This window comes from Verrucosispora sp. ts21 (genome assembly GCF_002879555.1).
Classification (GTDB): Bacteria; Actinomycetota; Actinomycetes; order Mycobacteriales; family Micromonosporaceae; genus Micromonospora; species Micromonospora gifhornensis.
This window is the reverse complement of sequence record NZ_PNOZ01000094.1, coordinates 1-20,910: the sequence shown is the minus strand read 5'-3', so window position 1 is coordinate 20,910 and position 20,910 is coordinate 1. Positions and strand designations below refer to the sequence as shown.

The window sequence follows — 20,910 nt, the reverse complement described above, 5'->3', positions numbered from 1 at the left end:
GGTGGGGTGGGGTGGGGTAGGGGATGACAAGTGTCATGGGTGGGAGGTGCGCGGTGCCCTACCGCTGGTGAGGGGGTGCGGGAAAACTGATCCGCAACGCAGCCGAGCCGACAGTGGCACGGAGAGCAGTCGGGTGAGGACGGGCTGCCCGTTCACGCGGGACAGCCGACACGAAACAGCTGTGGGTAGTCCAGATACCCACAGCTGGCTTCATCCTAGCCGGAATTGCTCGCCCGTGCATGAACCACGATGCGCCACTTCAGGAGAGACGACATGCGCGACTTCGGAGCAGACAGCATCAGCGTGATCCGTGCGCGGGCCGCCGCGCTCGCGGCCTCCTGGCTCGACGGTGAGGCCGGGGCCCCGCAGGACCTGCTACGGGTGGAGAACCTGGCCACCGAGCCGACCGAGCCGGTTCCGTGCTTCTGCCTCGGCACGTTCTGCTGGGTCGGCACGCCGTTGCCGGAGTAACACCGATGTCCGGGCTGCCCTCGGCAGGGCACGCGCTGCTGCTCGACCCGTCCACCCGCGACGACCCGACCCTCTACCGGCGCCTGCACGCCGAGGCGCCTGTTCTGCGTACCGCCGGGTTGTGGCTGGTGTCGGGCTACCAGCAGGTGTCGAGGTTGGCCGGTGACCCGCGACTGGTGATCGACCCGCGGGCCGGCGACCCGCCGTTGCCCCTGACCCAGTCGGAACGACTGGAGTCGATCTTCGGTCGGATGCTCAGCTTCCGCGACGGTGCGGCCCACCGGCGGCTGCGGCAGCTCGTGTCCGGGGCGTTCAGTGCCCGCCGCACCAACGCCCTCGAACAGACCGTCCGCGACCTCGTCGCCGACCTGGTCGCGCAGGCCGGCGACGCAGAGTTCGACGTGGTGCCGGCGATCGCCGAGCGGCTGCCCGTGCTCACCACCTGCCGGCTGCTCGACCTGCCGACCGAGCACTGGTCCCGGGTCGACGCGTGGGCCCGGACCCTGACCGGCCAACTGTTCCGCTTCGGTCAGTCCGCCGACCAGCTGGCCGAGGTGCATCGCCAGGTCGACGAGATGACCCGGTTCATCGACGATCTCGCCGCGCAACGCCGCGATCGCGGCGGTGACCTCGTCGCGGAACTGTTCGACGCCGCCCAGGGCGCCGATGCCCGGCTCAGCCACGACGAGTTCGTCTCGTTCGTGGTGCTGCTGTTCATCAACGGTCTGGAGACGGCCACCGCGGCCATCTCGATCTGTGTGGCGCAGCTGCTGCGCCGCCCGGAGCTGGCTGCACGGCTGCGCCGGGAGCCCGACCACGCCCCGGAGGTGGTCGACGAGTGCCTGCGTCTCGATAGCCCGGTGTGGCTGGCCGCCCGGCGGGCGCTCGCACCGATCGAGGTGGACGGTCAGGTGATCGAGGCCAACGATCCGGTGTTCCTGCTCTGGGCGGTGGCCAACCGGGACCCGGCCGTCTTCGCGCATCCCGACGAGTTCCGGGCCGGCCGTGCCGGTCGTCATCTCGCGTTCGGGCGGGGGCCGCATCACTGTCTCGGCGCGGCCATGGCCCGGGTCCAGGCCGCCGAGGTGCTGCGACAACTGGCGGCGTACGAGCACCTGCGGGCGGGACCCGGTCCGGCCCGGCGGCGGCACACCGCCGCCCTGAACACGTACGACTCGCTGCCGGTGACGGTCACGCCGGCCGGCGAGCCCCTGTCGAGGCGAGCGGAGGCGAGGCTCCATGCCACGAGCCGGTGAACTGGACGACGTCGTACGCCTGACCACTCGGCGTAGCTGGGCCCTGCTGGCGGCCGTGCTGCTGGCGCTCGGCGCCGGCACGACGTGGGCCGTGGTCGCCCGGATCGAGTCGACGGTGTCGCTGGACGGCATCCTGCTGGCCGGTGCGGGTCCGGCCCTGGTGACCGCACCGGCCTCGGCCACGGTCGCGTCGGTCAGCGCGGTCGTCGGCCGGCCGGTCGCGGCCGGAGAGGTGCTGCTGACCCTGCACGGCGGGGACGACGACGATGCGGTGACGGTGACCAGCCCGGTGGCCGGGATCCTCACCACCCTGACCGCCCGCCCCGGCACGCAGGTCAAGGGCGGTGCCACCCTCGGCGTCGTCGACCGCGCCGATGAGCGGCTGTCCGCGCTGTTGCTGCTCGACGCCGGTCAGCCGGCCGCCGTCCCGGCCGGGACGCAGGTCCGCGGCGCGGGCCTGACCGGCACCGTCACCCATGTCGAGGCGTACCCGCTGAGCACGGCCGATCTCGCCGGCCGGTACGGCATCGCGCGACTGCCCGGACACGACGACGAGCGGCTGGTCCGGCCGGTCCTTGTCGACCTCGGGGTGTCGGCCTGGCCGGGCGCCACCCTGACCCCGATCCGGCTGGACCTCATCGTCGGTGCCGAACGGCCCGTCGACGTGCTGCTCGGAGGTGGTCGCTGATGGTCGTGCTCGCCGACAGCCAGGCCACGACGCCACCGTCGGAGGAACCGCAGCCGCAGCCACGCCGGCAGCGGGCCGTACGCACCGTCGAGACGCCGCAGATGGAGGACGCCGACTGCGGTGCGGCCTGCCTGAGCATCATCCTCAGCCACCACGGCCGACGGGTGCCGCTCGCCGAACTGCGGGACCGCTGCGGGGTCGGTCGGGACGGGATGACCGCCTCCGGATTCGCGCGGGCCGCCGCCGGCTACGGACTCAAGGTCACCGGACGCTGGATCGAGACCTCCGACCTGGACATGGCCGCCCGGGTGCCGGTGCCGGCGGTGGTGTTCCTCGACGGCCGGCACTACGCGGTGCTGGAGGGCGTCCGACGCGGTCGGGCCTGGATCAACGACCCGGCGGTCGGTCGGCTACCGCTGACCCCGGCCGAGTTCGCCACCCGAGCCAACGGCCCGGTACTTGTCGCCACGCCGACACCGGAGTTCGAGCCGGGCGGTGACCGCTGGCCGTTCGCCCGCGCGGTGGCGCAGCGCATCCGACCGTACGCGCCGATGATCCTCGCCGGGGCGCTGCTCGGCGGCGTCGCCGCGGTGCCCACCCTGCTGGCCTCGTTGACCATGCGGGCTGTGCTCAACCGGGTGCTGATTCTCGGCGACCTGGCCTGGCGGCCGGCGTTGCTGGCGATCCTGGTCGGCGGTGCGATGCTAGCCGCGCTGGCCGGATGGGCCCAGCAGCGGATCTTCGCCACCGCGCTGGCGGCGATGGCCACCCGCTTCTCCAGCCGCTACCTGACCGCGCTGCTGCGGCTGCCCGGCGAGTTCTTCCACCGCCGGCACCTCAGCGGCCTGGTCAATCGCACCCAGATGAACGACGGCCTGGCCATCGCGCTGTCCGAGCGGGTGGTGCTGCCCGCCGCCGCCGCGGTGACCGTGGCCGGGTACGGGCTGTTCATCGGCAGTCTGGCACCCCGGCTGCTGGTGGTGATGTCGTTGGCGATGGCGGCACAGATCGTGCTGCTGAACGTGGTCCGACGGCGGGCGGGCCCGCACCAGCAGCGGCTGCTGTTCGAGCAGTTGCGGCGGGACAGCACCGCGCACAGCGGACTCAAGATGATCGAGTCGGTAAAGGCCGACGGCGCCGAGCGGTGGCTCTTCGCCTCCTGGGCGCGGTCCGCCGGCCGGACCCTGGACGCCGCCAACGCGCTGGCCTCGGCGACGCTGGGGGTGATGGCGCTCAGCGCGGCGGTCGGCCCGGCCGCGTTGGCCGGGTTGGCGTTGGTCGGCGCGCACGACGTCGCCGCCGGCCGCATCGACCTCGGTACGCTGCTCACCGCCCAACTGGTGGGCGGTGCGATGCTCGCCCCGCTCGGGCTGCTCGTCGGGCTGGGCTCGGAGATCCAGGTGACCCGGGTGCACGTCTCGGTGATCGACGACGCCCTGGCCGCCAGTCCGCATCCGGCCCGGGCCACCGTGCTGGCACCGGACGCGCCGCCGGAACCCGCCCAGCCGGCCCGGCTCTCCGGCCGCATTGAGTTCGACCGAGTCAGCTTCGGCTACGACCGGCACCGCCCGCCGCTGGTCCGGGACATCTCGTTCGCCGTCGAGCCGGGCCAGTGGGTGGCCCTGGTCGGTGTCAGCGGCAGCGGCAAGTCGACCCTGGCCAGGCTGGCCGTCGGCGCGGCCGAACCGTGGAGCGGGGCGGTGCTGCTCGACGGCCGGCCCCGCGAGAGCTACTCCCGCCGGACGCTTGCCGCGTCGATCGGCTACGTGGAGCAGCAGCTGCGACTCTTCGAGGGCAACCTGCGCGACAACCTGACTCTGTGGGATCCGACCCTGCCCGAGGAGCGGCTGCGGGCCGCCCTGGTCGACGCCCGCATCGACCGCCTGGTCGAGCAGCGTGGTGGCCTGGACCACGGCGCGGTCAACGAACACGCCCGCAACCTCTCCGGCGGGGAACAGCAGCGCCTGGAACTGGCCCGGGCGCTGGCGGCCGACCCGCCGCTGCTGGTGCTCGACGAGGCGACAAGCGCGCTCGACGCGACCACCGAGTTCGCGGTCCTGGAAGCACTTCGCCGACGGGGGGTCACCTGCATGTTCATCGCCCACCGGATCTCGACCGTGCGGGACGCCGACCTGATCCTGGTGCTCGACCGGGGTGAGATCGTGCAACGCGGCACCCATGCGGAACTGATCGGCACCGACGGCGTCTACCGCCGGCTGGCCACCGACGGGCGGTCGGCATGACCACCGTCGACCCGATCATGGACACGCTGACCGCTGAGCGGTCCGACACCGTCGTCGGCCGGGCCACCGCGGATCTCGCCGCGGTCGACGAGGCCTGGCGGCGGCTCGCCGCGGCCGCCGCCGAACGGCCCGAGCGACCGGACGACGACGCCGCGCGGATCCTCGCCGCCCACTACGACCTACCGCCGCCCACCCCCGGCACCGGGCTGGTCACGGCGTTGCGCGCCGCCGGTCTGCACTGGACCGAGGTACGGCTCGACGGACGCTGGTACCGGCGCGGTGCGGCACCGTTGATCGTCTTCCCGGCTTCCGGTCCGGCCGTGGCGCTCCTGCCGGCCCGGCGCGGCTACCGCACCGCCGACGGGCGTCGGGTCACCGCGGCCGACGCCGGTGAGTATGGCCGGACCGCCTGGCAGGTCTACCCTCCACTGTCGGCCGGGCAACCGGTGACCACCCGTCACCTGCTCCGGTTCGCCGCCCAGGGCACCGGGCCCGACCTGCGTTTCCTGCTGGCTGCCGGGTTGCTCGCCGCGCTGATCGGTGGTGTCCTGCCGTTCCTGTCGGCGTGGATCATCACCGGGGTGGCCGGTGGCAGTGTCGGCGGCCACCTGCTGTGGAGCCTGGCCGCGCTGATCGCCAGCTTCGTGGTGGCGAACGCGCTGCTGCTCTCGGCCCGCAACGCCGCTCTGGTCCGGTTGCAGGGGCGGTTGCAGCTCCGCCTGGAGCCGGCGGTCTGGAGTCACCTGCTCAGCCGGGACCTGCGCGCGCTGGAGGAGATGGGCACCAGTGACCTGGTGCAGCGCGCGAACTCGGTCACCGAGATGCGCAAGGCGCTGTCCGACAGCGTCGCCGCCGGTGTCCTCGGCAGCGCCTTCGGTCTGGTCAGCCTGGCCGCACTGATCTTCGTCGACCCGGTGGTCGGTGGTTGTGTGCTCGGCGCGACCGTGCTGTTGATGGCCGCGGCGAGCTATGCGGCCATCCGGCAACAGCGCCACGAGCTGGCCAACCGGGAGGCGTTCGCCGCCGTTGCCGGCTTCCTGCACACCGCCCTGCTGGCGATCGAGAAGATCCAGGTCGCGGCCCGGGAGGAGCGGATCTTCGCCGGCTGGGCGCAGCGATACGCCCGGCAGCGGTCCACCGACGCGGCGACGCTGCGCTGGCAGGCGCGGGTGGCGGCCTGCTCGGCGGCGCTGCAACCGATCCTGCTGGCCACGCTGGGCATCGTGGTGGCCCTGCGCCAGGACGTCGCGCTCGGCACCTTCGTCGCGGCCAGCATCGCGGTGGGCCAGTTCGCCGCCTCGGTCGGCATGCTCCAGGGCGGTGTGATCTCGGCGTTCTCCCTGGTCGCCGCGTACCGCCGGTTGGTGCCGGTGCTGACCGCCCCGCCGGATGTCGCGCCGGGCGCGGCGGATCCTGGGCGGCTGCGGGGTCGGGTGCAGCTGCACGAGGTCACCTTCACCTATCCCGGCACCGGTCGGCCCGTCCTCGACCGGGTCAGCATCACCGCCGAACCGGGTGAGTTCATCGCCGTCGTCGGCCCGTCCGGGGCCGGCAAGTCCACCTTGATCCGGCTCCTGCTCGGCCTCGTCCCACCCAGCTCCGGCGCGGTCCGCTACGACGGGCGCGACCTGTCCGAGCTGGACGTACGGGCGGTCCGCGCGCAGCTGGGCGTGGTGCTCCAGCAGGCCCGGGCGGTACGCGGCTCGATCCGGGACAACGTCGCCGCCGGCACCGAGGACCTCACCGACGAAGCCGTCTGGCAGGCCCTGCGGCTGGCCGGTCTGGCCGACGAGGTGCGGGACATGCCGATGGGGTTGCACACCATGGTCAGCGAGGACAACAAGGCCTTCTCCGGCGGTCAGATCCAGCGGCTGATGGTGGCCCGCGCGCTGGCCAAGCAGCCGCCGGTGCTGGTGCTCGACGAGGCCACCAGCGCGCTGGACAACATCACCCAACGCAAGGTGACCGACCGCATCGCCGATCTCGCCGTCACCCGGATCGTCGTCGCCCACCGGCTCAGCACCATCCGTGCCGCAGACCGCATTTACGTGCTGGACAACGGACGGATCGTGGCCGAGGGCACCTTCGACCATCTGGTCGCCACCGCACCGCTGTTCGCTCGACTCGTCGCCAGGCAGGAGGTCACCTGATGACCACAACAAGTGCATCCCTCGGTCTGGGTGCGATGTCCGCTCCCGACACCCTGCTCGGTCTCGGCGGTGCCGACGAACGACTGCTCAACGTCATCGCGTTGGCCGCGCCGTTCGACGAGCGGGAGGCCGGCGTCTACTTCGCTCCGGTCCGCACCGGCGGGCGTCGTAAGCTCGCCGAACGGTCGCAGCGCTGGCTGCGCTCGGCCGTCGCCGACGACGACGTGTCCCTGCGGGCCCTGCTGCTGCACCGCCAGCAGACCAACCGGGACCTCGGCGCCGGCCTGGTCGACGTGGTCGTCCGCGACCCGGGCAAGCTGCCCGACTGGGCGTACGCCCTGGTGGACTTCCTGCTCGCCCAGCCACCCACCGCCGCACAGGACCCGGCGGCCGAACTCGTCGGCGGGGTGTTCGTCTCCTTCCAGCGGGCGGCGATCCGACTGACCGGGCTGCGGCAGAACAACCTGCGTGGGGTCGCCCTGACGCCGGAGGCCGCCGACGACGTCACAGGGCAACTGGTGCAACGCCTGATCAAGGTGTGCCACGCCGCGCTCGGCTTCGAACTCCAGATCGCCGACGGTGCGGCGACCCCGGTCAACTGGTACGGGCGCGCCGGCATCGACGTCAGCCGGCTCGGCTGGCTCGGCCGGCTGGAGAGCCTGCCGGGTCTGGCGTACCTGATCGGGGTGACCTGCCTCAACTACAAGCGGGCCGTCGGTGAGATCTTCGACCGGCTGCACCAGGACCTGCCGATGCTGCGCCGGGAACTGTGGGCCTGGGCGGACCCGGGCGCCCTCGCCTCGTACTCCGGTGACTCCGGTGACCTGCACGACAGCGGCCGTACGGTCAGCCTGTTGTCGTTCGCCGGTGGCCAGCGGGTCGTCTACAAGCCCAAGGACCTCAGCAGCGTCGCCGGTTTCATGGACGTGCTGACCTTCCTCAACACCCACGGGCTGCCGCTGGACCTGACGACCCGGCGGGTGCTGCTGCGCGACGGCTACGGCTGGGAGGAGTACGTCGTGGCGCGGCCCTGCGTCAGCGGCGAGGACCCGGCCCGCTTCTACCGACGGCTCGGCATGCTCACCCGGCTGGCGCAGCTGCTGGAGTGCCGCGACCTGTGGGCGGACAACCTCATCGCCATCGGTGAACGGCCGATGTTCATCGACCTGGAGAACGTGCTTCAGGGCCGGATGCGTAAGCCGGTGCTGCTCGGCCCGCGCGCCGAGGCGCTCTGGCACGAGATCGAGGAGAGCGTCGCGAAGACCGCCGTCGTGTCGTACCCGAGGATCGGGATGCCGGGCCGGCGGGCACACGACATCGGCTGCTGCGCGCCGATGCAGGAACAGTTGGCGGTCGACTCCGACGGTTTCCCGGACGGGTGGGAGCCGCCGCCGTACCGGCCGATCGTCGACGGCCGTCACGTCGACCCGGCGGCGCACGCCGACGACGTGTTGACCGGTTACCGCGAGATGGACGCCTGCCTGGTCGCCAACGCCCGGGCGCTGGCCGCCGAACGTGGTCCCCTGCACCTGCTGTCCCAGGCCCGGGTCCGCTACATCTGGCGCAGCACCTGGGACTACCTGACGATGCTCCAGGTTGCGTCCGGGCCGCTGGCGTTGACCGACGGGGTAGCCCGGGAGATCGTGCTGGCCCGGTTGTTCCGGGGCGCCCGCGAGGTGCTGCACACCGACCCGCGCCGCACCGACAGTTTGGAGATGATTGAGCGGGAGATCGAGTCGCTGCGCCGGCTGGACATTCCGCTGTTCCAGTCCGAGCCGATGACCTCGACGGTCCGTACCCCGGAGGGCTCGCGGGTCGAGAACCACTTCTCCGGCACCGCCTGGCAGCGGCTGCGGGACCGCCTCGACGAACTCGTCGAACGGGCCGAGTGCGGCACGCCGATGCCGGAGGAGGCGTTGGCCGCCTGCCTGGACTTCGCCTCCGGCGGCCGGCCGATCTGGGCCCCGCCGCCCGGTGACCCCGACGGTCGCCGCGACCCGGCGTTGCTGGGCATCTCGGTCTACCACCCGAAGGCGTTCCGGGCCGAGGTCGACCACGGTCAACTCCTGGCGGGCGCCTGCGCGGCGGCCGACGACATCATCGCCGCCGCCGTACCGGTCGGCGACGGGCAGCACGGCTGGGTCGGTGCGGTCCACTACCCGGCGTTCGGGCTCGACCAACTCGAACCGCTGCACGGGGACCTGCTCACCGGCACCGCCGGGATCGCGGTCTTCCTCGCCGAGCTCTACCAGACCACCGGCAAGCCGACCTACTGGGCGTTCGCGCAGGACGCGCTGGCCGCCACCACCGAATTCACCACTGTCGCCGGGCAGGCCAGCCTCTACCGGCGGATGGCCGGCGGTCGGCAGCCCGTCGGCGGGTTCGTCGGCATCGGCGCGACCATCTACGCACTGGCCCGCTGCGGGCAGGTGATCGGCGACCCGCAGCTGCTGGCCCAGGCGCAGAGCCTGGTGCCCACCGCCCGTGACCTGCTGGCCGCCGGCACCAGCGTCGCCGACCCGGTGACCGGCCGGGCCGGGCTGCTGCTGGCCCTGCTCAAGCTCACCGAGGCGCAGCCCTGCGCGGCGGCCGACGAGTTGGCCGCCAGCCTGTACGAGCAGCTCCTCACCGAGCTGCCGCGCGGAGTGCCGGCGGTCTACCCGGCCGGGGTCGCGCTGCTCGACGCGTTGCCGTCCGGGGCGCCGGGGGTGGCGATGGCGCTGGCCCGCTACGCCGAGCGGCACGGCCTGAGCCTCGACGACGAGCACCTGGCGCCGGCCGTCGGGTCCACGCCGGGGGGCCGGTTGGCGGCGACGGTGGCCTCGGCGGCGCTCGGCCGGGCCCGGCCCGCGCAGGCGCAGCCACCGACGCCGACCGGGTCACCGTCCAGCGTCGACCTGCTCGACCGGATCGAGCTGGGCCTGGCGGCCTGGCGGGGCGACGGAGACGAACAGCAGCACACGGCCGCGCACGCCGCCGCCCGTACGCTGCTGAGCCGCCGCGCCAGCCAGGGACGCTGGTTCCCGGACCGGCGGCGCGCCGACCGGACCCAGTTGTCCGCCGTGGACGGTCTCGCGGCCGCCGGGCTGGCCTGCCTGGCTCTGGCCGAAGAGGACGTTACCTCGCTTCGCACGATGAGCTGACGGGAGATATGCCATGACGATCCGTCCACGGGTACGCCGCAACCTGCGCGTGGAGAACCTGCCCGGCGAGGCCGTGTACGTGTTCTCCGAGCGTGGCCACCAGGTCATCGAGGGCGAGCTGACCGAGCGGGTCCTGCCGCTGCTGGATGGCAAGCACGACGTCGACGACGTGCTCGACGCCCTGGCCGACGAACCGCCGGAGCGGGTGCTCTACCTCATCGAGCGGCTGGTCCGGATGGGGGTCGTGCTGCGGGTCGACCCGGATTTGCCGCAACGTGAATCGGCCTTCTGGGACATGGCCGGCACCAGCGCCGAGGTGGTCGCCGACAGGCTCGCCGCGGCCACGGTCGGCCTGTCGGTCGTCGGCGAGGTCGACCCGGAGCCGCTGCTGGCCGCGCTCGAGGCCGCCGGTCTGCGGGTCACGCCGGTGGGCGCCGGCCCGGCGAGCCCGGTCGACCTGTCGGTGGTGGCCACCGACAACTACCTCAACCCGGAGCTGGCCGAGCTCAACGACACGGCGCTGCGCAGCGGTCGCCCGTGGCTGCTCACCAAGCCGGTCGGTTCGGTGCTGTGGATCGGCCCGACGTTCAAGCCGGCGAGCCGGGAGCACGGCTGCTGGGCGTGCGTGGCGTTCCGGCTGGCCGGGCACCGGCAGGTCGACGAGTACCTGCGCGACAAGCTCGAACACGTCGGCCCGCTGCGGGTGCCGCTGGCCGACCTGCCGACCACCCGGGACATCGGTGCGCGGCTCACCGCGTTGGAGGCGGTCAAGCACGTCGCCGGCCTCGGCACCGAGCAGGAGGACGGCATCCTCACCCTCGACACGATCTACTTCGACACCCAGCGGCATCCGCTGCACCGCCGCCCGCAGTGCCCGTCCTGCGGGGAACCGGAACTGGTCGCCCGGCGGTTCGCCGCACCGGTACGCCTGCAGTCGCGGGCGAAGACCTACACCGGTGACGGCGGCCACCGGGCCCAGCGGCCCGACGAGGTGCTCGCCCGGTATTCGCCGCAGGTCAGCTCGGTCACCGGCGTGGTACGGGAACTGCGTCCCTTCGCCACCGGCCGGGACTTCGTCAAGGGGTACTACGCCGGGCACAACTTCGCCCGCCGGGTGCACAACCTGCGGCATCTGCGCAGCGGGTTGCGCAGCATGGCGGCTGGCAAGGGCACCACCGACACCCAGGCCCGGGCCAGCGCGATCTGCGAGGCGATCGAACGCTACAGCGGCCTGTTCGTCGGCGACGAACCCCGGATCACCGCCACCCTGGCGGAGTTGGGTGACCGGGCGTTGGCCCCGAACGACTTGCAGCTCTACAGCCCCCGGCAGCACGAGAACCGGGTGGCGTGGAACGCGGCGCAACGGTCGAGCTTCCAGATCGTCTGCGACCCGCTGCCGGTCGACCGGCCGATCGAGTGGAGTCCGGTCTGGTCGCTGACCCACGAGCGGCACTTCCACGTGCCGACCGCGCACCTGTACTTCCAGTACCCGAGCCGGCCCGGTGAGCTGTTCGCGTCGGCCTGCTCCAACGGCAACGCCGCCGGGTCGAGCATCGAGGACGCCGTGCTGCAGGGTTTCCTGGAACTTGTCGAACGCGACAGCGTCGCGCTGTGGTGGTACAACCGGCTCACCATGCCGCGGTTCGACCTGGACAGCTTCGGCGAGCCGTGGTTCGACGAGTTCCGCGAGGTCTACGCCGGGCTCAACCGCGAGCTGTGGGTGCTGGATCTGACCGCCGACCTCGGCATTCCGGTGGCCGCCGCGATCAGTCGCCGCACCGACAAGCCGGCCGAGGACATCCTGATGGCCTTCGGCGCCCACCTGGACGCGAAGACCGCGGTGCAGCGGGCGCTCAGCGAGATGAACCAGTTCCTGCCGGCGGTCATCGACGTGCAGCCCGACGGCAGCGGCTACGCCTACCCGGACCCGGTCCAGCAGGGCTGGTGGCGGCACGCCACGCTGGCATCGGAGGGCTACCTGGCGCCGGCCGCGCAGGTGTCCACCGCGACCACGCACCGCAACCTGGCCTCCGACGACCTGAAGACCGACGTGGACACCGTACGCGGGCTCGTCGAGCGGGCCGGCATGCAGATGCTGGTGCTCGACCAGACCCGGCCCGACCTGGAACTGCCGGTGGTCAAGGTGATCGTGCCCGGCATGCGGCACTTCTGGGCCCGGTTCGGTGCCGGGCGGCTCTACGACGTACCGGTGCGGCTCGGCTGGCTCGACCAGGCCACGCCCGAGGACGCCCTCAATCCCATTCCGATGTTCCTGTGACCCCGTCCATGGTTGTTGAAAGGGGTGCGATGACCCTGACACAGTCGACCCGGCCGTACGAGCGACTCCTGCGGCTGGACCCGTCGAGCCGGCTGACCCCCGGCGGCGGGCAGCTCACCCTGTGGTCCCGGTTCGGCCGGGTCGCCGTGGGCGAACGCGACCGGCCGATGGTCGCGGTGCTGCAGGCCCTCGCCACGACCGAGGTGACACCTACCGACCTGGAGCGGCTGGCGCTGGCCACCGCGGGGGCCACCGCGACCGACGACGAGATCGCCGTGCTGGCCCGGCTGCACTGGCTGCTCGACCGGATCGGCAACGCGCTGCAGCAGCAGATCGGTCCGGCCGGTGAGCCGGGCTGGCTGCGGGTGACCGCGTTGACCGGCGACCTGCGGTTCACCCACCGCCCGTACACCGGCAATGCTGCGGTGGCGCTGTCCCGGCTGGCGCTGCTGCGCCGCCGCGACGGCCGGATGGTGGTCGAGTCGGGGCTCGCGCCGTTTCGGGTCAGTGTGCTGCACGAGCAGGCGCTCGCCCTGGTCGGCGCGCTCACCGAGCCGCGCACCGTGGCGGACCTGGCCGTCCGGCTGGGGCTGGACGAGACCGCGATCCGGCACCTGGTCGGTTTCCTCGCCGCCGCGCAGCTCACCGACGCGGTCGACCCGGCCGCCGACCAGTGGGACCCGCACGAGCTGTACTTCCACTCCCGCAGCCGGTGCGGGCGCACCGACGAGTCGTTCGGGGCCACCTTCCCCTTCGTCGACGTACGACCACCGCTGCCGCCTGTCAAACCGGCCCCGGACGGCCCGGCCGTCGCACTGCCCCGACCGGACTTCGACGCGTTGCGGGCCACCGATCCGCCGCTGGTGCTGGTGCAGGAGGCCCGTCGGTCGGTGCGGGGATTCGGTGTCGAGCCGATGACGCTTGCGCAACTCGGCGAGTTCCTCTACCGGGTCGGTCGGGTGCGATCGGTGTACGGGCCCGACCACGACAACCGGATGCCGTACGAGGGCGTCGACCGGCCGTACCCGACCGGGGGTGCCTCCGGCGACCTGGAAATCTACGTCACCGCGCACCGGGTGGCCGGTCTGCCGCGGGCCGCCTACCACTACGACGCCTGGGAACACCGGCTGGTCCAGGTCTGCGACGATCCGACCCTGATCCAGGGGCTGCTCGCCGGTGCCGCGCAGGCCACCGGCGGCACCCCCACCCCCGACGCGCTGATCACCTTCACCTCCCGCTTCGGACGCTTGACCTGGAAGTACGACGCGATGGGGTACGCGGCCACCCTCAAGCACGTCGGGGTGGCCTACCAGACCGCGTACCTGGTCGCGACCGCGATGGGGCTGGCCCCCTGCGGCCTCGGCAGCGGCGACGCCCACCTGTCGGCGCGGGTCTTCGGGTTGGACTGGCAGGTCGAGTCGTCGGTCGGTGAGTTCATGCTCGGCAGCCTGCCGCGCTGGGCCGACGGCACCGACCCGCACCAGGGCCGGACCAACTGGCGCGGCGCCAACGACCCGGACTGGGCGAGACGGGCCGGTCGGTTGCTCAGCGCCGCCCGCCACGACCGCGTCGCGTCGGAGGAACCATCATGATCGAGGTGGAGGACCTGACGGTGGCGTACGGCTCGGTGCACGCCGTGCGAGGGGTGAGCTTCCAGGTGGCGCCCGGCGAGGTGGTGGCCCTGCTGGGCCGCAACGGTGCCGGGAAGACCAGCACCATGCAGGTGTTGGCCGGGCACCGGGCGGCGACGTCGGGGCGGGTACGGGTGGCCGGCGGCGACCCGTACCGGGACCGGGCGACGGTGCGCAGAAGCGTCGGCATCATGTTGCAGGAGGCCGGTTTTCTCGGTGAGTTGACAGTGGCGGAGACGGTGCAGGCGTGGCGCCGGTTCGGCCGCGATCCGCTGCCCCGCGACGAGGTGCTCGATCTGGTGGACCTGCGCGCCCAGGCCCGGATCCGGGTCGGCCGGTTGTCCGGCGGGCAGCGACGCCGCCTGGACCTGGCGCTGGCGATCCTGCACCGGCCTCGGGTGCTGTTCCTCGACGAGCCGAGCACCGGGCTGGACCCGCAGGCCCGGCAGAACACCTGGCAGGTCATCGAGGGGTTGGCGCAGGCCGGCACGACCGTGCTGCTGACCACTCACTACCTGGAGGAGGCGGAGCGGCTGGCCGGTCGGGTGTTGATGATGGAGGCCGGGCGGCTGACGGTCTCCGGCGACCTGCCGACCGTGCTGTCCGCCGGGACGGGCACTGTCAGTTTCGCCGCGGACCGGCTGCCGGAGGATCTGCCCGCCGGCTGGCTGGCCGAGTACGCCGCCGGTCGCGTGGTGATCCGTACCCGGACGCTCGACGACACGGCCGCCGAGGTGTTCGCCTGGGCGGCGGCCGGCGGTCGGGTGCTGCCGCAGGTGGCGGTCCGGCCGGCCAGCCTGGAAGAGGTCTACCTGGGGCTGATCGATGATCGGCAACGCGGTCCGGTGGATGCCGTGCCGCAGAAGGTGGGGCACCGATGAGCGCGGTGACGGTGGTCGGCGGGTCGGTGGCGGTGTGGCGGCTGGAGCAGCGGCTGTTCTGGCGCAACCGGGCCCTGGTGGTGCCGACGTTCCTGGTGCCGGTGGCGATGTGCGTCAGCATCCCGTTCACCGTGCCGGCGGGCCTGGACTGGGACGGGGTGCCCTACCGGGGTCACTTCCTGACCGCCATGATCGCCATGATCACTGTGTACTCCACGTTCACCACGCTTGTGGTGACGTTGACCAGCCGCCGGGACGCGTTGATCCTCAAACGGTTACGCGGCACCGAGCTGTCCAACCGGTCGATCCTGGCCGGCAACGTGCTCACCGCGTACGTCCTCAGTGGGTTGCAGTTGGTGTTGCTGCTGACCATCGGGCTGCTCGCCCTGGGCGTGCCGGCGCCGGACAATCCGATCCTGCTGATGGTGGCCCTGGCGTACGGGACCGCGGTGTTCGCCGTGTTGGCGGCCGCCTACACGGCGCTCATCCCCAATGCCGAAAGCGCTCAGATTCTCTGCATTCCCGTGCTGTTCGCCTGTTTCGCCTGCTCGGGAATATTCGTTCCATTGTCGGTCTTCCCGGACTGGCTACGGACGATCGCGGAACTACTGCCGGTCACCGCGTTGGCCGACGCGGTCCGGGCGGCGTTCTACGGCGGCGGCGCGCTGCCCCGGGACGCGGCGGTGCTCGGGGTCTGGTGGGCGGTGGGTGTGATCACCACCCGGCGGTTCTTCCGCTGGGAAGGAAAGCGGTAGGGCGGTCGAATAACGGCATCTGTTCGGCTGGTTGTTGCCCCCATCGATGAATGTGAGGATTTCCGGGCAAGTGCTTGGGGGTAATCTAGAGATGGTCGACGTGGGCAGTGCGCCCCATACGGCGAGTGCGACGACAGGCGTCGCCGTACGGACCGCCCAGACGCTGGTCTTCCTCCTCTCCATCGCCTACCTGAGCATTCCCGCTTCCCGCGTGATCACCACGCAGCCGGTGCCGAACGCCGGGCTGGCCCTGCTGGCCCTGACCGGTGTGGCGCTGCTGCAGTTCCGGCACACCTGGCACGGGCTGCGCGGGGAGCCGCCGGTCACCTGGTCGTGGACCCTGCTGTTGCAGGCGATCCTGTCGTACGCGCCGGCCCCGCTGGCCGGCGACGCGTGGCTGGGCGTGCCGTCCTTCCTGGCCGCCTCGCTGCTGATCACCCTGCGTTCCCCGCTGTCCTACGTCGCCTACCTCGCGGTGGTGCTGGCGGAGATCCCGTTCGCCCTGCTCGTGCATGAGGAACCCAGCGACATCGCGTACGCCACCCTCGGCGTCGCGTTGACCGGCGCGGTGGTCTTCGGCTTCGTGAAGATGGCGACCCTGGTGTGGGAGGTGCACCGGCTGCGGGCCACGCTCGCCCACCGGGCCGTCGACGTCGAGCGGCTGCGCTTCGCCCGCGACCTGCACGACGTGCTCGGGCACCAGCTCTGCGCGATCGCGCTCAAGGGCGAGTTGGCCGCCGCCGTCCTGCACAGCCGCCCGGAGTCCGCGGAGCGGGAGATCAACGAGGTGATCGGGCTGGCCCGGGAGGCGCACCGCGACATCCGGGAGGTGGTGGCCGGGTATCGCAGCGTCTCGCTCGCCGGTGAGATGACCGGGGTGACCTCGGTGCTCACCTCGGCCGGCATCGAGTGCGAGGTGGACACCGTGCCACTGGACACTCTGCCGGCCGACGCCGCCACCCCGTTGGCGTTCGCCCTGCGGGAGGGTGCCACCAACGTGCTGCGGCACAGCATCGCCCGGCACTGCTCGATCACCCTACGACCGCAGGACGACGGCCTCGTGCTGCGGATCGTCAACGACGGCGTACCTCCCGGACCACCGCATCCGGCGGGCAGCGGTCTGGAAGGTCTGCGGGAGCGGCTGCTCGAACTGGACGGGCAGCTGCACGCCGGCCCGGTCGGTGGCGGATCTTTCGAACTTGTGGTCTTCGTGCCGAGCATGGCCACGAAGGCAGCGATGGTGGAGGCAACCCGATGATCAGGATTTTGCTGGCCGAGGACATGCACATGGTTCGCGGTGCGCTCGTCGCGCTGCTGTCCCTGGAGCCGGACCTCGAGGTGGTGGCGGAGGTGGCCGAGGGCACCGCGATCCTGCCCAACGCGATGACGCACCGGCCCGACGTGGCCGTACTCGACATCGGACTGCCCGGCATCGACGGCCTGGCGGCGGCCGGCGCGCTGAGCCAACAGCTGCCGACCTGCCGGACCATCATGCTGACCAGCCACGCCGACTCGGCGAACATCGCCCGGGCGATGCTGATCGGGGTCTCCGGCTTCCTGCCCAAGGACGCCCCGCCGGCCCGGTTGGCCGACGCCATCCGACGGGTGCACCGGGGCGAACGGGTGATCGACTCCGAGATCGTCGTGGCGGCGTTCCACCATGGCCCCAACCCGCTCACCGAACGCGAACGAGACGTCCTCACCCACGTCGCCAAGGGCTCCGACGTCTCCGATGTGGCCGCGAAGCTCTATCTCGCACCGGGCACCGTCCGCAACTACCTGTCGGCCATCATGTCGAAGATCGGGGCCCGCAACCGGGTGGACGCGATCCGCATCGCCCGCGACCGGGGCTGGATCAGCGCTTGACCAGGACCGACGCCACCCTCGCACCGCGCGAGGGTGGCGTCGTCGTGTCCACGGTCCGGCGGTTGCACATGACACTCGTCATGCACAGGTCGTGTCGATGATGACTGTTTGAGATCGCTCGCCTGACGCCACCATGTGTGTGGCCGATCCGCCGGAGAGCAGCAGACCGGTGACTCTCCGGAGGCGGCCCGGTGCCGCAATCGTGCGTCCACCGGAGCAGCGGACAGTCCAGATGTCCGCTCCTCGCACATCCCCAAGCGCCGGCCCCCGCCGGCGCGGTACGAGGAGGATCGTCATGGCCGAAGGGATCTACGTCCTGTCGGACGAGGACCGCCGGAAGTTTGCCAAGATCGTGTCGAGCGCCTGGTCCGACACCGAGTTCGCGGACCGCTACCAGAACACCCCGTACGAGGTGCTGGCCGAGCACGGCATCGACTACCCCGCCGCGGTCGCCCCGCCGCTGCTGCCGCCGAAGCCGAGCGGCGACCTGAGCATGGAGGCGCTGGAGGCCGTCGCGGCCGGCGCCGCCGAGGGCACGCTGGGCAGCGCGAGCTCGATCAGCACCATCGGTGGTACCGCCTTCACGGCCAGCACCGCCGGCACGTTCAGCATCGAAGAGCCGATCGCCAACTGACCCACCCGGTGCCGGCGTCCCGCGCAGCCTGTCCTGCTGCCCCCCGTCAGCGGCAGGCAGCGCGGGGCGCCCCAGCCGATCGCGTGGAAGGGAGAAAACCGATGGCCTCTGTACCGGCGGAACACCGCACCCGCTTTGCTCGGTTGGTCGCCGACGCGTGGTCCGATCCCACCCTCGCCGATCGATACCAGCTCGACCCCACCGCCGTTCTGGCCGAGTACGGCATCGTGCTCGGCGCCGGCGACGAGATCCCCGACCTGCCGCCCGCACCGGGCGAGATCGCCGTCGAGGACCTGAGCACCACCGCCGGCGCGGCGATGGCCACGATCGGCACCGTCAGCTGCCCCGGCGCCTGTGTCGGAATGAGTGCCTGAGATGACCTCCGGCACCGTTCAGTCAATCACTCCGGCGGCGGGCGCGGGATCGCCCGCCGCCGGGCAGGTCCGCCGGGCCCGGGCGGTCGTGGTCACCCGTACCGTCGCGTACGTCTTCACGGTCGTCATGCTCGGCTTCGGTCTGCTGCCGATCGTCACCGCAGTCACCGAGCGCCGCTCCTGGTGGGTGGTGATCGTCGGCGCCGGCGGCTTCGCGGTCGTCGCCACCGCCTTCATCCGGCTCGTCACCCACGCCATGCGCCATCCGTGGAGCAACCGCAGGCGTGAGGACGCCCTGCTGGTCACCGGCATCGTGCTGCTGCTGCCCGTGCTCGTCGACCGGAACTGGCAGGTGATCGGCTTCCTGGCACTCGCCGCCGTGGCGGTCACCTTCCGTCCCCGCTACGGCCTGCTCCTGGCCATCGGGGTGCTCATCCTGATCACGGTGGAACGGATCATGCTCGACACCCCGGGCGTCGTCTTCCTGACCGTGCAGGACGTGCTCACCGGTGCCGCCCTGGCCGGCATCATCGTGCTCGTCGCGTTCATCGAGGAACTGTTCACCGCCCGCGCCGAGGTCGCCCGCCTCGCAGTCGACGCGGAACGGGTCCGGTTCGCCCGCGACCTGCACGACACCCTGGGCCACAACCTCTCCGCCATCGCGCTCAAGAGCGAACTCGCCCTGCGACTGCTCGATCGCGACGCGGTCCGCGCCCGGTCGGAACTCAACGACGTATACGGCATCGCCCGCGACTCGCTGCGCGATGTCCGCACCGTGGTCAAGGGCTACCGCCGCGACTCGCTGCAACGGGAGTTGGAGGGCGTGCAGTCCGTCCTGGTCGCCGCCGGCGTGCGGTGCGAGGTCGCGACACCTGCCGAGGCCCTGCCCGCACCGGTCGAGGAGGTGCTCGCCTGGGCCGTCCGTGAGGCGGCGACAAACCTGCTGCGCCACAGCAGCGCCAGCCGCTGCCGCATCAGCATGCACCGCTCCGACGACGAGGTACGCCTCGACGTCGCCAACGACGGCGCGGCCTCCCCCGCACCCACCGACGACATCGGTGGCAGCGGGCTCACCGGTCTGGCCGAACGACTGGCCCCGCTGGGCGGAACCCTCACCGCCGGGCACCGCGCCGACGGCGAATTCGTCCTCACCGTGCTCGTACCTTGCTGACAACCGAGGAGAAGCCATGATCAGGGTGTTGGTGGCTGAGGATCAGAACCTCATCCGGGGTGCGTTGGTGGCCCTGATGTCGTTGGAGAGCGACATCACCGTGGTGGCGGAGACCGCGCGCGGGGACACCATCCTGGCCGAGATCGAACAGCACCGGCCGGACGTCGCGGTGGTCGACATCGACCTGCCCGGCATGGACGGGATCGTCGCCGCCCAGCGGCTCAAGGACGCCGGTTCGCCGGTCCGCATCCTGGTGCTGACGAGCGTCGGCACGCCGGGCAACTTCGACCGGGCCATGCAGGCCGGGGTGGCCGGTTTCCTGGTCAAGGACGCGCCGAGCGACCGGCTGTGCCGCGCCATCCGGGACGTGTGCGCCGGACGCCGGGTCATCGACATCGAACTCGCCGACAGCAGTTCCGCCTCGGCCGGACCGGCCGAACGTCCCCGAACCGGCCCGCTGACCCAGCGCGAACGCGGCATCCTGTCCGCGCTGCACGACGGCATGCCGGTAGCGGCGCTGCGGTCGGTCCTCGGGCTGTCGAGCGCGACCCTCCAGGCGCACGTGGTGGCCGCCGTGTCGAAGACCGGGGCGCCCGACCCGCACGAGGCGGCCCGGGTGGCGTACCACAAGGGCTGGCTGTAGCCGCGTACCTCACCGGTACGGGGTGAGCACACCGGACAGATACTGCCGTCGCCGCTCCGGCTCGAACTTCTCGATCGCGTACCGCAGCATCACCCGAGGCATGTCCCGGTGCCACCGGGACAGGAACTCCTCGGCCACTGCCCGGTCCCGGTTGCCCACCTCACGCAGCATCCAGCCGACGGCCTTGTGGACGAGGTCGTGCGGGTCGCCCAGCAACCGCTCGGCGAGCCGCAGGGTCCACCCGAAGTCGCCGGCCTTGATGAAGGCGAAGGTCGCCATGATCGCCATTCGCCGCTCCCACACCAGCTCGGAGCCGGCCAGCTGATCGAGGACAGCGCGGTCCTTGTCGATCAGCCAGGGCCCGACGAGGTACGGCGCGCACGAGTCCACCAGGTCCCAGTTGTTGATCCGCTCCGTGTTGGCCAGGACCAGCCGGTAGATGGCCTCGCGTTCCACCTCGTCCCCCTTGGCGAACTTGCGCACCAGGACGAAGATCGCCGTCAGCCGCTCCTCGTGCACCGCGCCACCCAACAGCGTCGCCACATCGTCCAGAGACAACTGACGCCAGTACCGCCCAGCCACCCGCCGCTGCTCCGGCACGCTGACACCGATGGCCCGATCCCCCTCGCCGTACCCACCCGGCACCATCTGCAGATACCGACTCACCCCCGCCGCCCGCTCGGCATCCGCCACCCTCGCAAGCGCCGCCCGAACCTCCCCCACCCC

The 20,910-nt window shown here is 71.9% G+C and carries 17 protein-coding genes; 16 read left to right on the top strand and 1 reads right to left on the bottom strand.

Features of this window, described 5'->3' with window-relative positions; translation table 11 throughout:
• Positions 1-273: 273 nt before the first annotated feature.
• From C1A38_RS27115 to C1A38_RS27040, 16 genes are all read left to right on the top strand, one after another.
• Complete coding sequence (locus C1A38_RS27115; protein WP_102660547.1) at positions 274-471, top strand: hypothetical protein; 198 nt, start codon at positions 274-276, stop codon at positions 469-471.
• Positions 472-476: 5 nt separating this feature from the next.
• Positions 477-1,727: a cytochrome P450 gene (locus C1A38_RS27110; RefSeq protein ID WP_102660546.1), complete on the top strand. Its 1,251-nt coding sequence runs from the start codon at positions 477-479 to the stop codon at positions 1,725-1,727.
• A complete protein-coding gene (locus C1A38_RS27105) occupies positions 1,711-2,415 on the top strand; it encodes a hypothetical protein (RefSeq protein ID WP_102660545.1) in 705 nt (234 codons plus the stop codon). The genes C1A38_RS27110 and C1A38_RS27105 overlap by 17 nt, the downstream gene beginning before the upstream one ends.
• The gene (locus C1A38_RS27100) at positions 2,415-4,658 is read left to right on the top strand and encodes an ATP-binding cassette domain-containing protein (protein WP_102660544.1); all 2,244 of its coding nucleotides are present in this window, start codon (positions 2,415-2,417) and stop codon (positions 4,656-4,658) included. Before C1A38_RS27105 ends, C1A38_RS27100 begins: the two co-directional genes overlap by 1 nt.
• Positions 4,655-6,808, top strand: a complete 2,154-nt coding sequence (locus C1A38_RS27095) for an ATP-binding cassette domain-containing protein (protein ID WP_102660543.1) — start codon at positions 4,655-4,657, stop codon at positions 6,806-6,808. Before C1A38_RS27100 ends, C1A38_RS27095 begins: the two co-directional genes overlap by 4 nt.
• Complete coding sequence (locus C1A38_RS27090; protein WP_102660542.1) at positions 6,808-9,951, top strand: DUF4135 domain-containing protein; 3,144 nt, start codon at positions 6,808-6,810, stop codon at positions 9,949-9,951. Before C1A38_RS27095 ends, C1A38_RS27090 begins: the two co-directional genes overlap by 1 nt.
• 13 nt (positions 9,952-9,964) lie before the next feature.
• The gene (locus C1A38_RS27085) at positions 9,965-12,229 is read left to right on the top strand and encodes a TOMM precursor leader peptide-binding protein (RefSeq protein WP_102660541.1); all 2,265 of its coding nucleotides are present in this window, start codon (positions 9,965-9,967) and stop codon (positions 12,227-12,229) included.
• A gap of 29 nt (positions 12,230-12,258) precedes the next feature.
• Positions 12,259-13,821 carry a SagB/ThcOx family dehydrogenase gene (locus C1A38_RS27080; RefSeq protein WP_158244949.1) on the top strand — a complete coding sequence of 521 codons (1,563 nt, stop codon included), beginning with the start codon at positions 12,259-12,261 and terminating at the stop codon, positions 13,819-13,821.
• Positions 13,818-14,741 (top strand): ABC transporter ATP-binding protein, encoded by a 924-nt coding sequence (locus tag C1A38_RS27075; protein WP_102660539.1) that lies wholly within the window; start codon positions 13,818-13,820, stop codon positions 14,739-14,741. The genes C1A38_RS27080 and C1A38_RS27075 overlap by 4 nt, the downstream gene beginning before the upstream one ends.
• Complete coding sequence (locus C1A38_RS27070; RefSeq protein ID WP_102660538.1) at positions 14,738-15,496, top strand: ABC transporter permease; 759 nt, start codon at positions 14,738-14,740, stop codon at positions 15,494-15,496. Before C1A38_RS27075 ends, C1A38_RS27070 begins: the two co-directional genes overlap by 4 nt.
• A gap of 100 nt (positions 15,497-15,596) precedes the next feature.
• Positions 15,597-16,754: a sensor histidine kinase gene (locus C1A38_RS27065; protein WP_158244948.1), complete on the top strand. Its 1,158-nt coding sequence runs from the start codon at positions 15,597-15,599 to the stop codon at positions 16,752-16,754.
• Positions 16,751-17,362, top strand: coding sequence for a response regulator transcription factor (locus tag C1A38_RS27060; protein WP_102660536.1), 612 nt, complete (start codon positions 16,751-16,753; stop codon positions 17,360-17,362). The genes C1A38_RS27065 and C1A38_RS27060 overlap by 4 nt, the downstream gene beginning before the upstream one ends.
• A gap of 295 nt (positions 17,363-17,657) precedes the next feature.
• A complete protein-coding gene (locus C1A38_RS27055) occupies positions 17,658-17,996 on the top strand; it encodes a TIGR04351 family putative TOMM peptide (RefSeq protein WP_158244947.1) in 339 nt (112 codons plus the stop codon).
• A gap of 101 nt (positions 17,997-18,097) precedes the next feature.
• The gene (locus tag C1A38_RS27050) at positions 18,098-18,370 is read left to right on the top strand and encodes a TIGR04351 family putative TOMM peptide (protein ID WP_102660534.1); all 273 of its coding nucleotides are present in this window, start codon (positions 18,098-18,100) and stop codon (positions 18,368-18,370) included.
• Between the two features lies 1 nt (position 18,371).
• Positions 18,372-19,541 (top strand): sensor histidine kinase, encoded by a 1,170-nt coding sequence (locus tag C1A38_RS27045; RefSeq protein WP_102660533.1) that lies wholly within the window; start codon positions 18,372-18,374, stop codon positions 19,539-19,541.
• 16 nt (positions 19,542-19,557) lie between these two features.
• Positions 19,558-20,184: a response regulator transcription factor gene (locus C1A38_RS27040; protein ID WP_102660532.1), complete on the top strand. Its 627-nt coding sequence runs from the start codon at positions 19,558-19,560 to the stop codon at positions 20,182-20,184.
• A gap of 9 nt (positions 20,185-20,193) precedes the next feature.
• Here the strand turns inward: C1A38_RS27040 and C1A38_RS27035 are convergent.
• Positions 20,194-20,910: DNA alkylation repair protein (locus tag C1A38_RS27035; protein ID WP_353505541.1), on the bottom strand; the 717-nt coding region annotated here is incomplete at its 5' end.

Excerpts from the sequence above, each read along its gene's own strand:
- C1A38_RS27115 (WP_102660547.1), top strand. The coding sequence starts at position 274 with ATGCGCGACTTCGGAGCAGACAGCATCAGCGTGATCCGTGCGCGGGCC.
- C1A38_RS27110 (WP_102660546.1), top strand. The coding sequence starts at position 477 with ATGTCCGGGCTGCCCTCGGCAGGGCACGCGCTGCTGCTCGACCCGTCC.
- C1A38_RS27105 (WP_102660545.1), top strand. The coding sequence starts at position 1,711 with ATGCCACGAGCCGGTGAACTGGACGACGTCGTACGCCTGACCACTCGG.
- C1A38_RS27100 (WP_102660544.1), top strand. The coding sequence starts at position 2,415 with ATGGTCGTGCTCGCCGACAGCCAGGCCACGACGCCACCGTCGGAGGAA.
- C1A38_RS27095 (WP_102660543.1), top strand. The coding sequence starts at position 4,655 with ATGACCACCGTCGACCCGATCATGGACACGCTGACCGCTGAGCGGTCC.
- C1A38_RS27090 (WP_102660542.1), top strand. The coding sequence starts at position 6,808 with ATGACCACAACAAGTGCATCCCTCGGTCTGGGTGCGATGTCCGCTCCC.
- C1A38_RS27085 (WP_102660541.1), top strand. The coding sequence starts at position 9,965 with ATGACGATCCGTCCACGGGTACGCCGCAACCTGCGCGTGGAGAACCTG.
- C1A38_RS27080 (WP_158244949.1), top strand. The coding sequence starts at position 12,259 with ATGACCCTGACACAGTCGACCCGGCCGTACGAGCGACTCCTGCGGCTG.
- C1A38_RS27075 (WP_102660539.1), top strand. The coding sequence starts at position 13,818 with ATGATCGAGGTGGAGGACCTGACGGTGGCGTACGGCTCGGTGCACGCC.
- C1A38_RS27070 (WP_102660538.1), top strand. The coding sequence starts at position 14,738 with ATGAGCGCGGTGACGGTGGTCGGCGGGTCGGTGGCGGTGTGGCGGCTG.
- C1A38_RS27060 (WP_102660536.1), top strand. The coding sequence starts at position 16,751 with ATGATCAGGATTTTGCTGGCCGAGGACATGCACATGGTTCGCGGTGCG.
- C1A38_RS27055 (WP_158244947.1), top strand. The coding sequence starts at position 17,658 with ATGGCCGAAGGGATCTACGTCCTGTCGGACGAGGACCGCCGGAAGTTT.
- C1A38_RS27050 (WP_102660534.1), top strand. The coding sequence starts at position 18,098 with ATGGCCTCTGTACCGGCGGAACACCGCACCCGCTTTGCTCGGTTGGTC.
- C1A38_RS27045 (WP_102660533.1), top strand. The coding sequence starts at position 18,372 with ATGACCTCCGGCACCGTTCAGTCAATCACTCCGGCGGCGGGCGCGGGA.
- C1A38_RS27040 (WP_102660532.1), top strand. The coding sequence starts at position 19,558 with ATGATCAGGGTGTTGGTGGCTGAGGATCAGAACCTCATCCGGGGTGCG.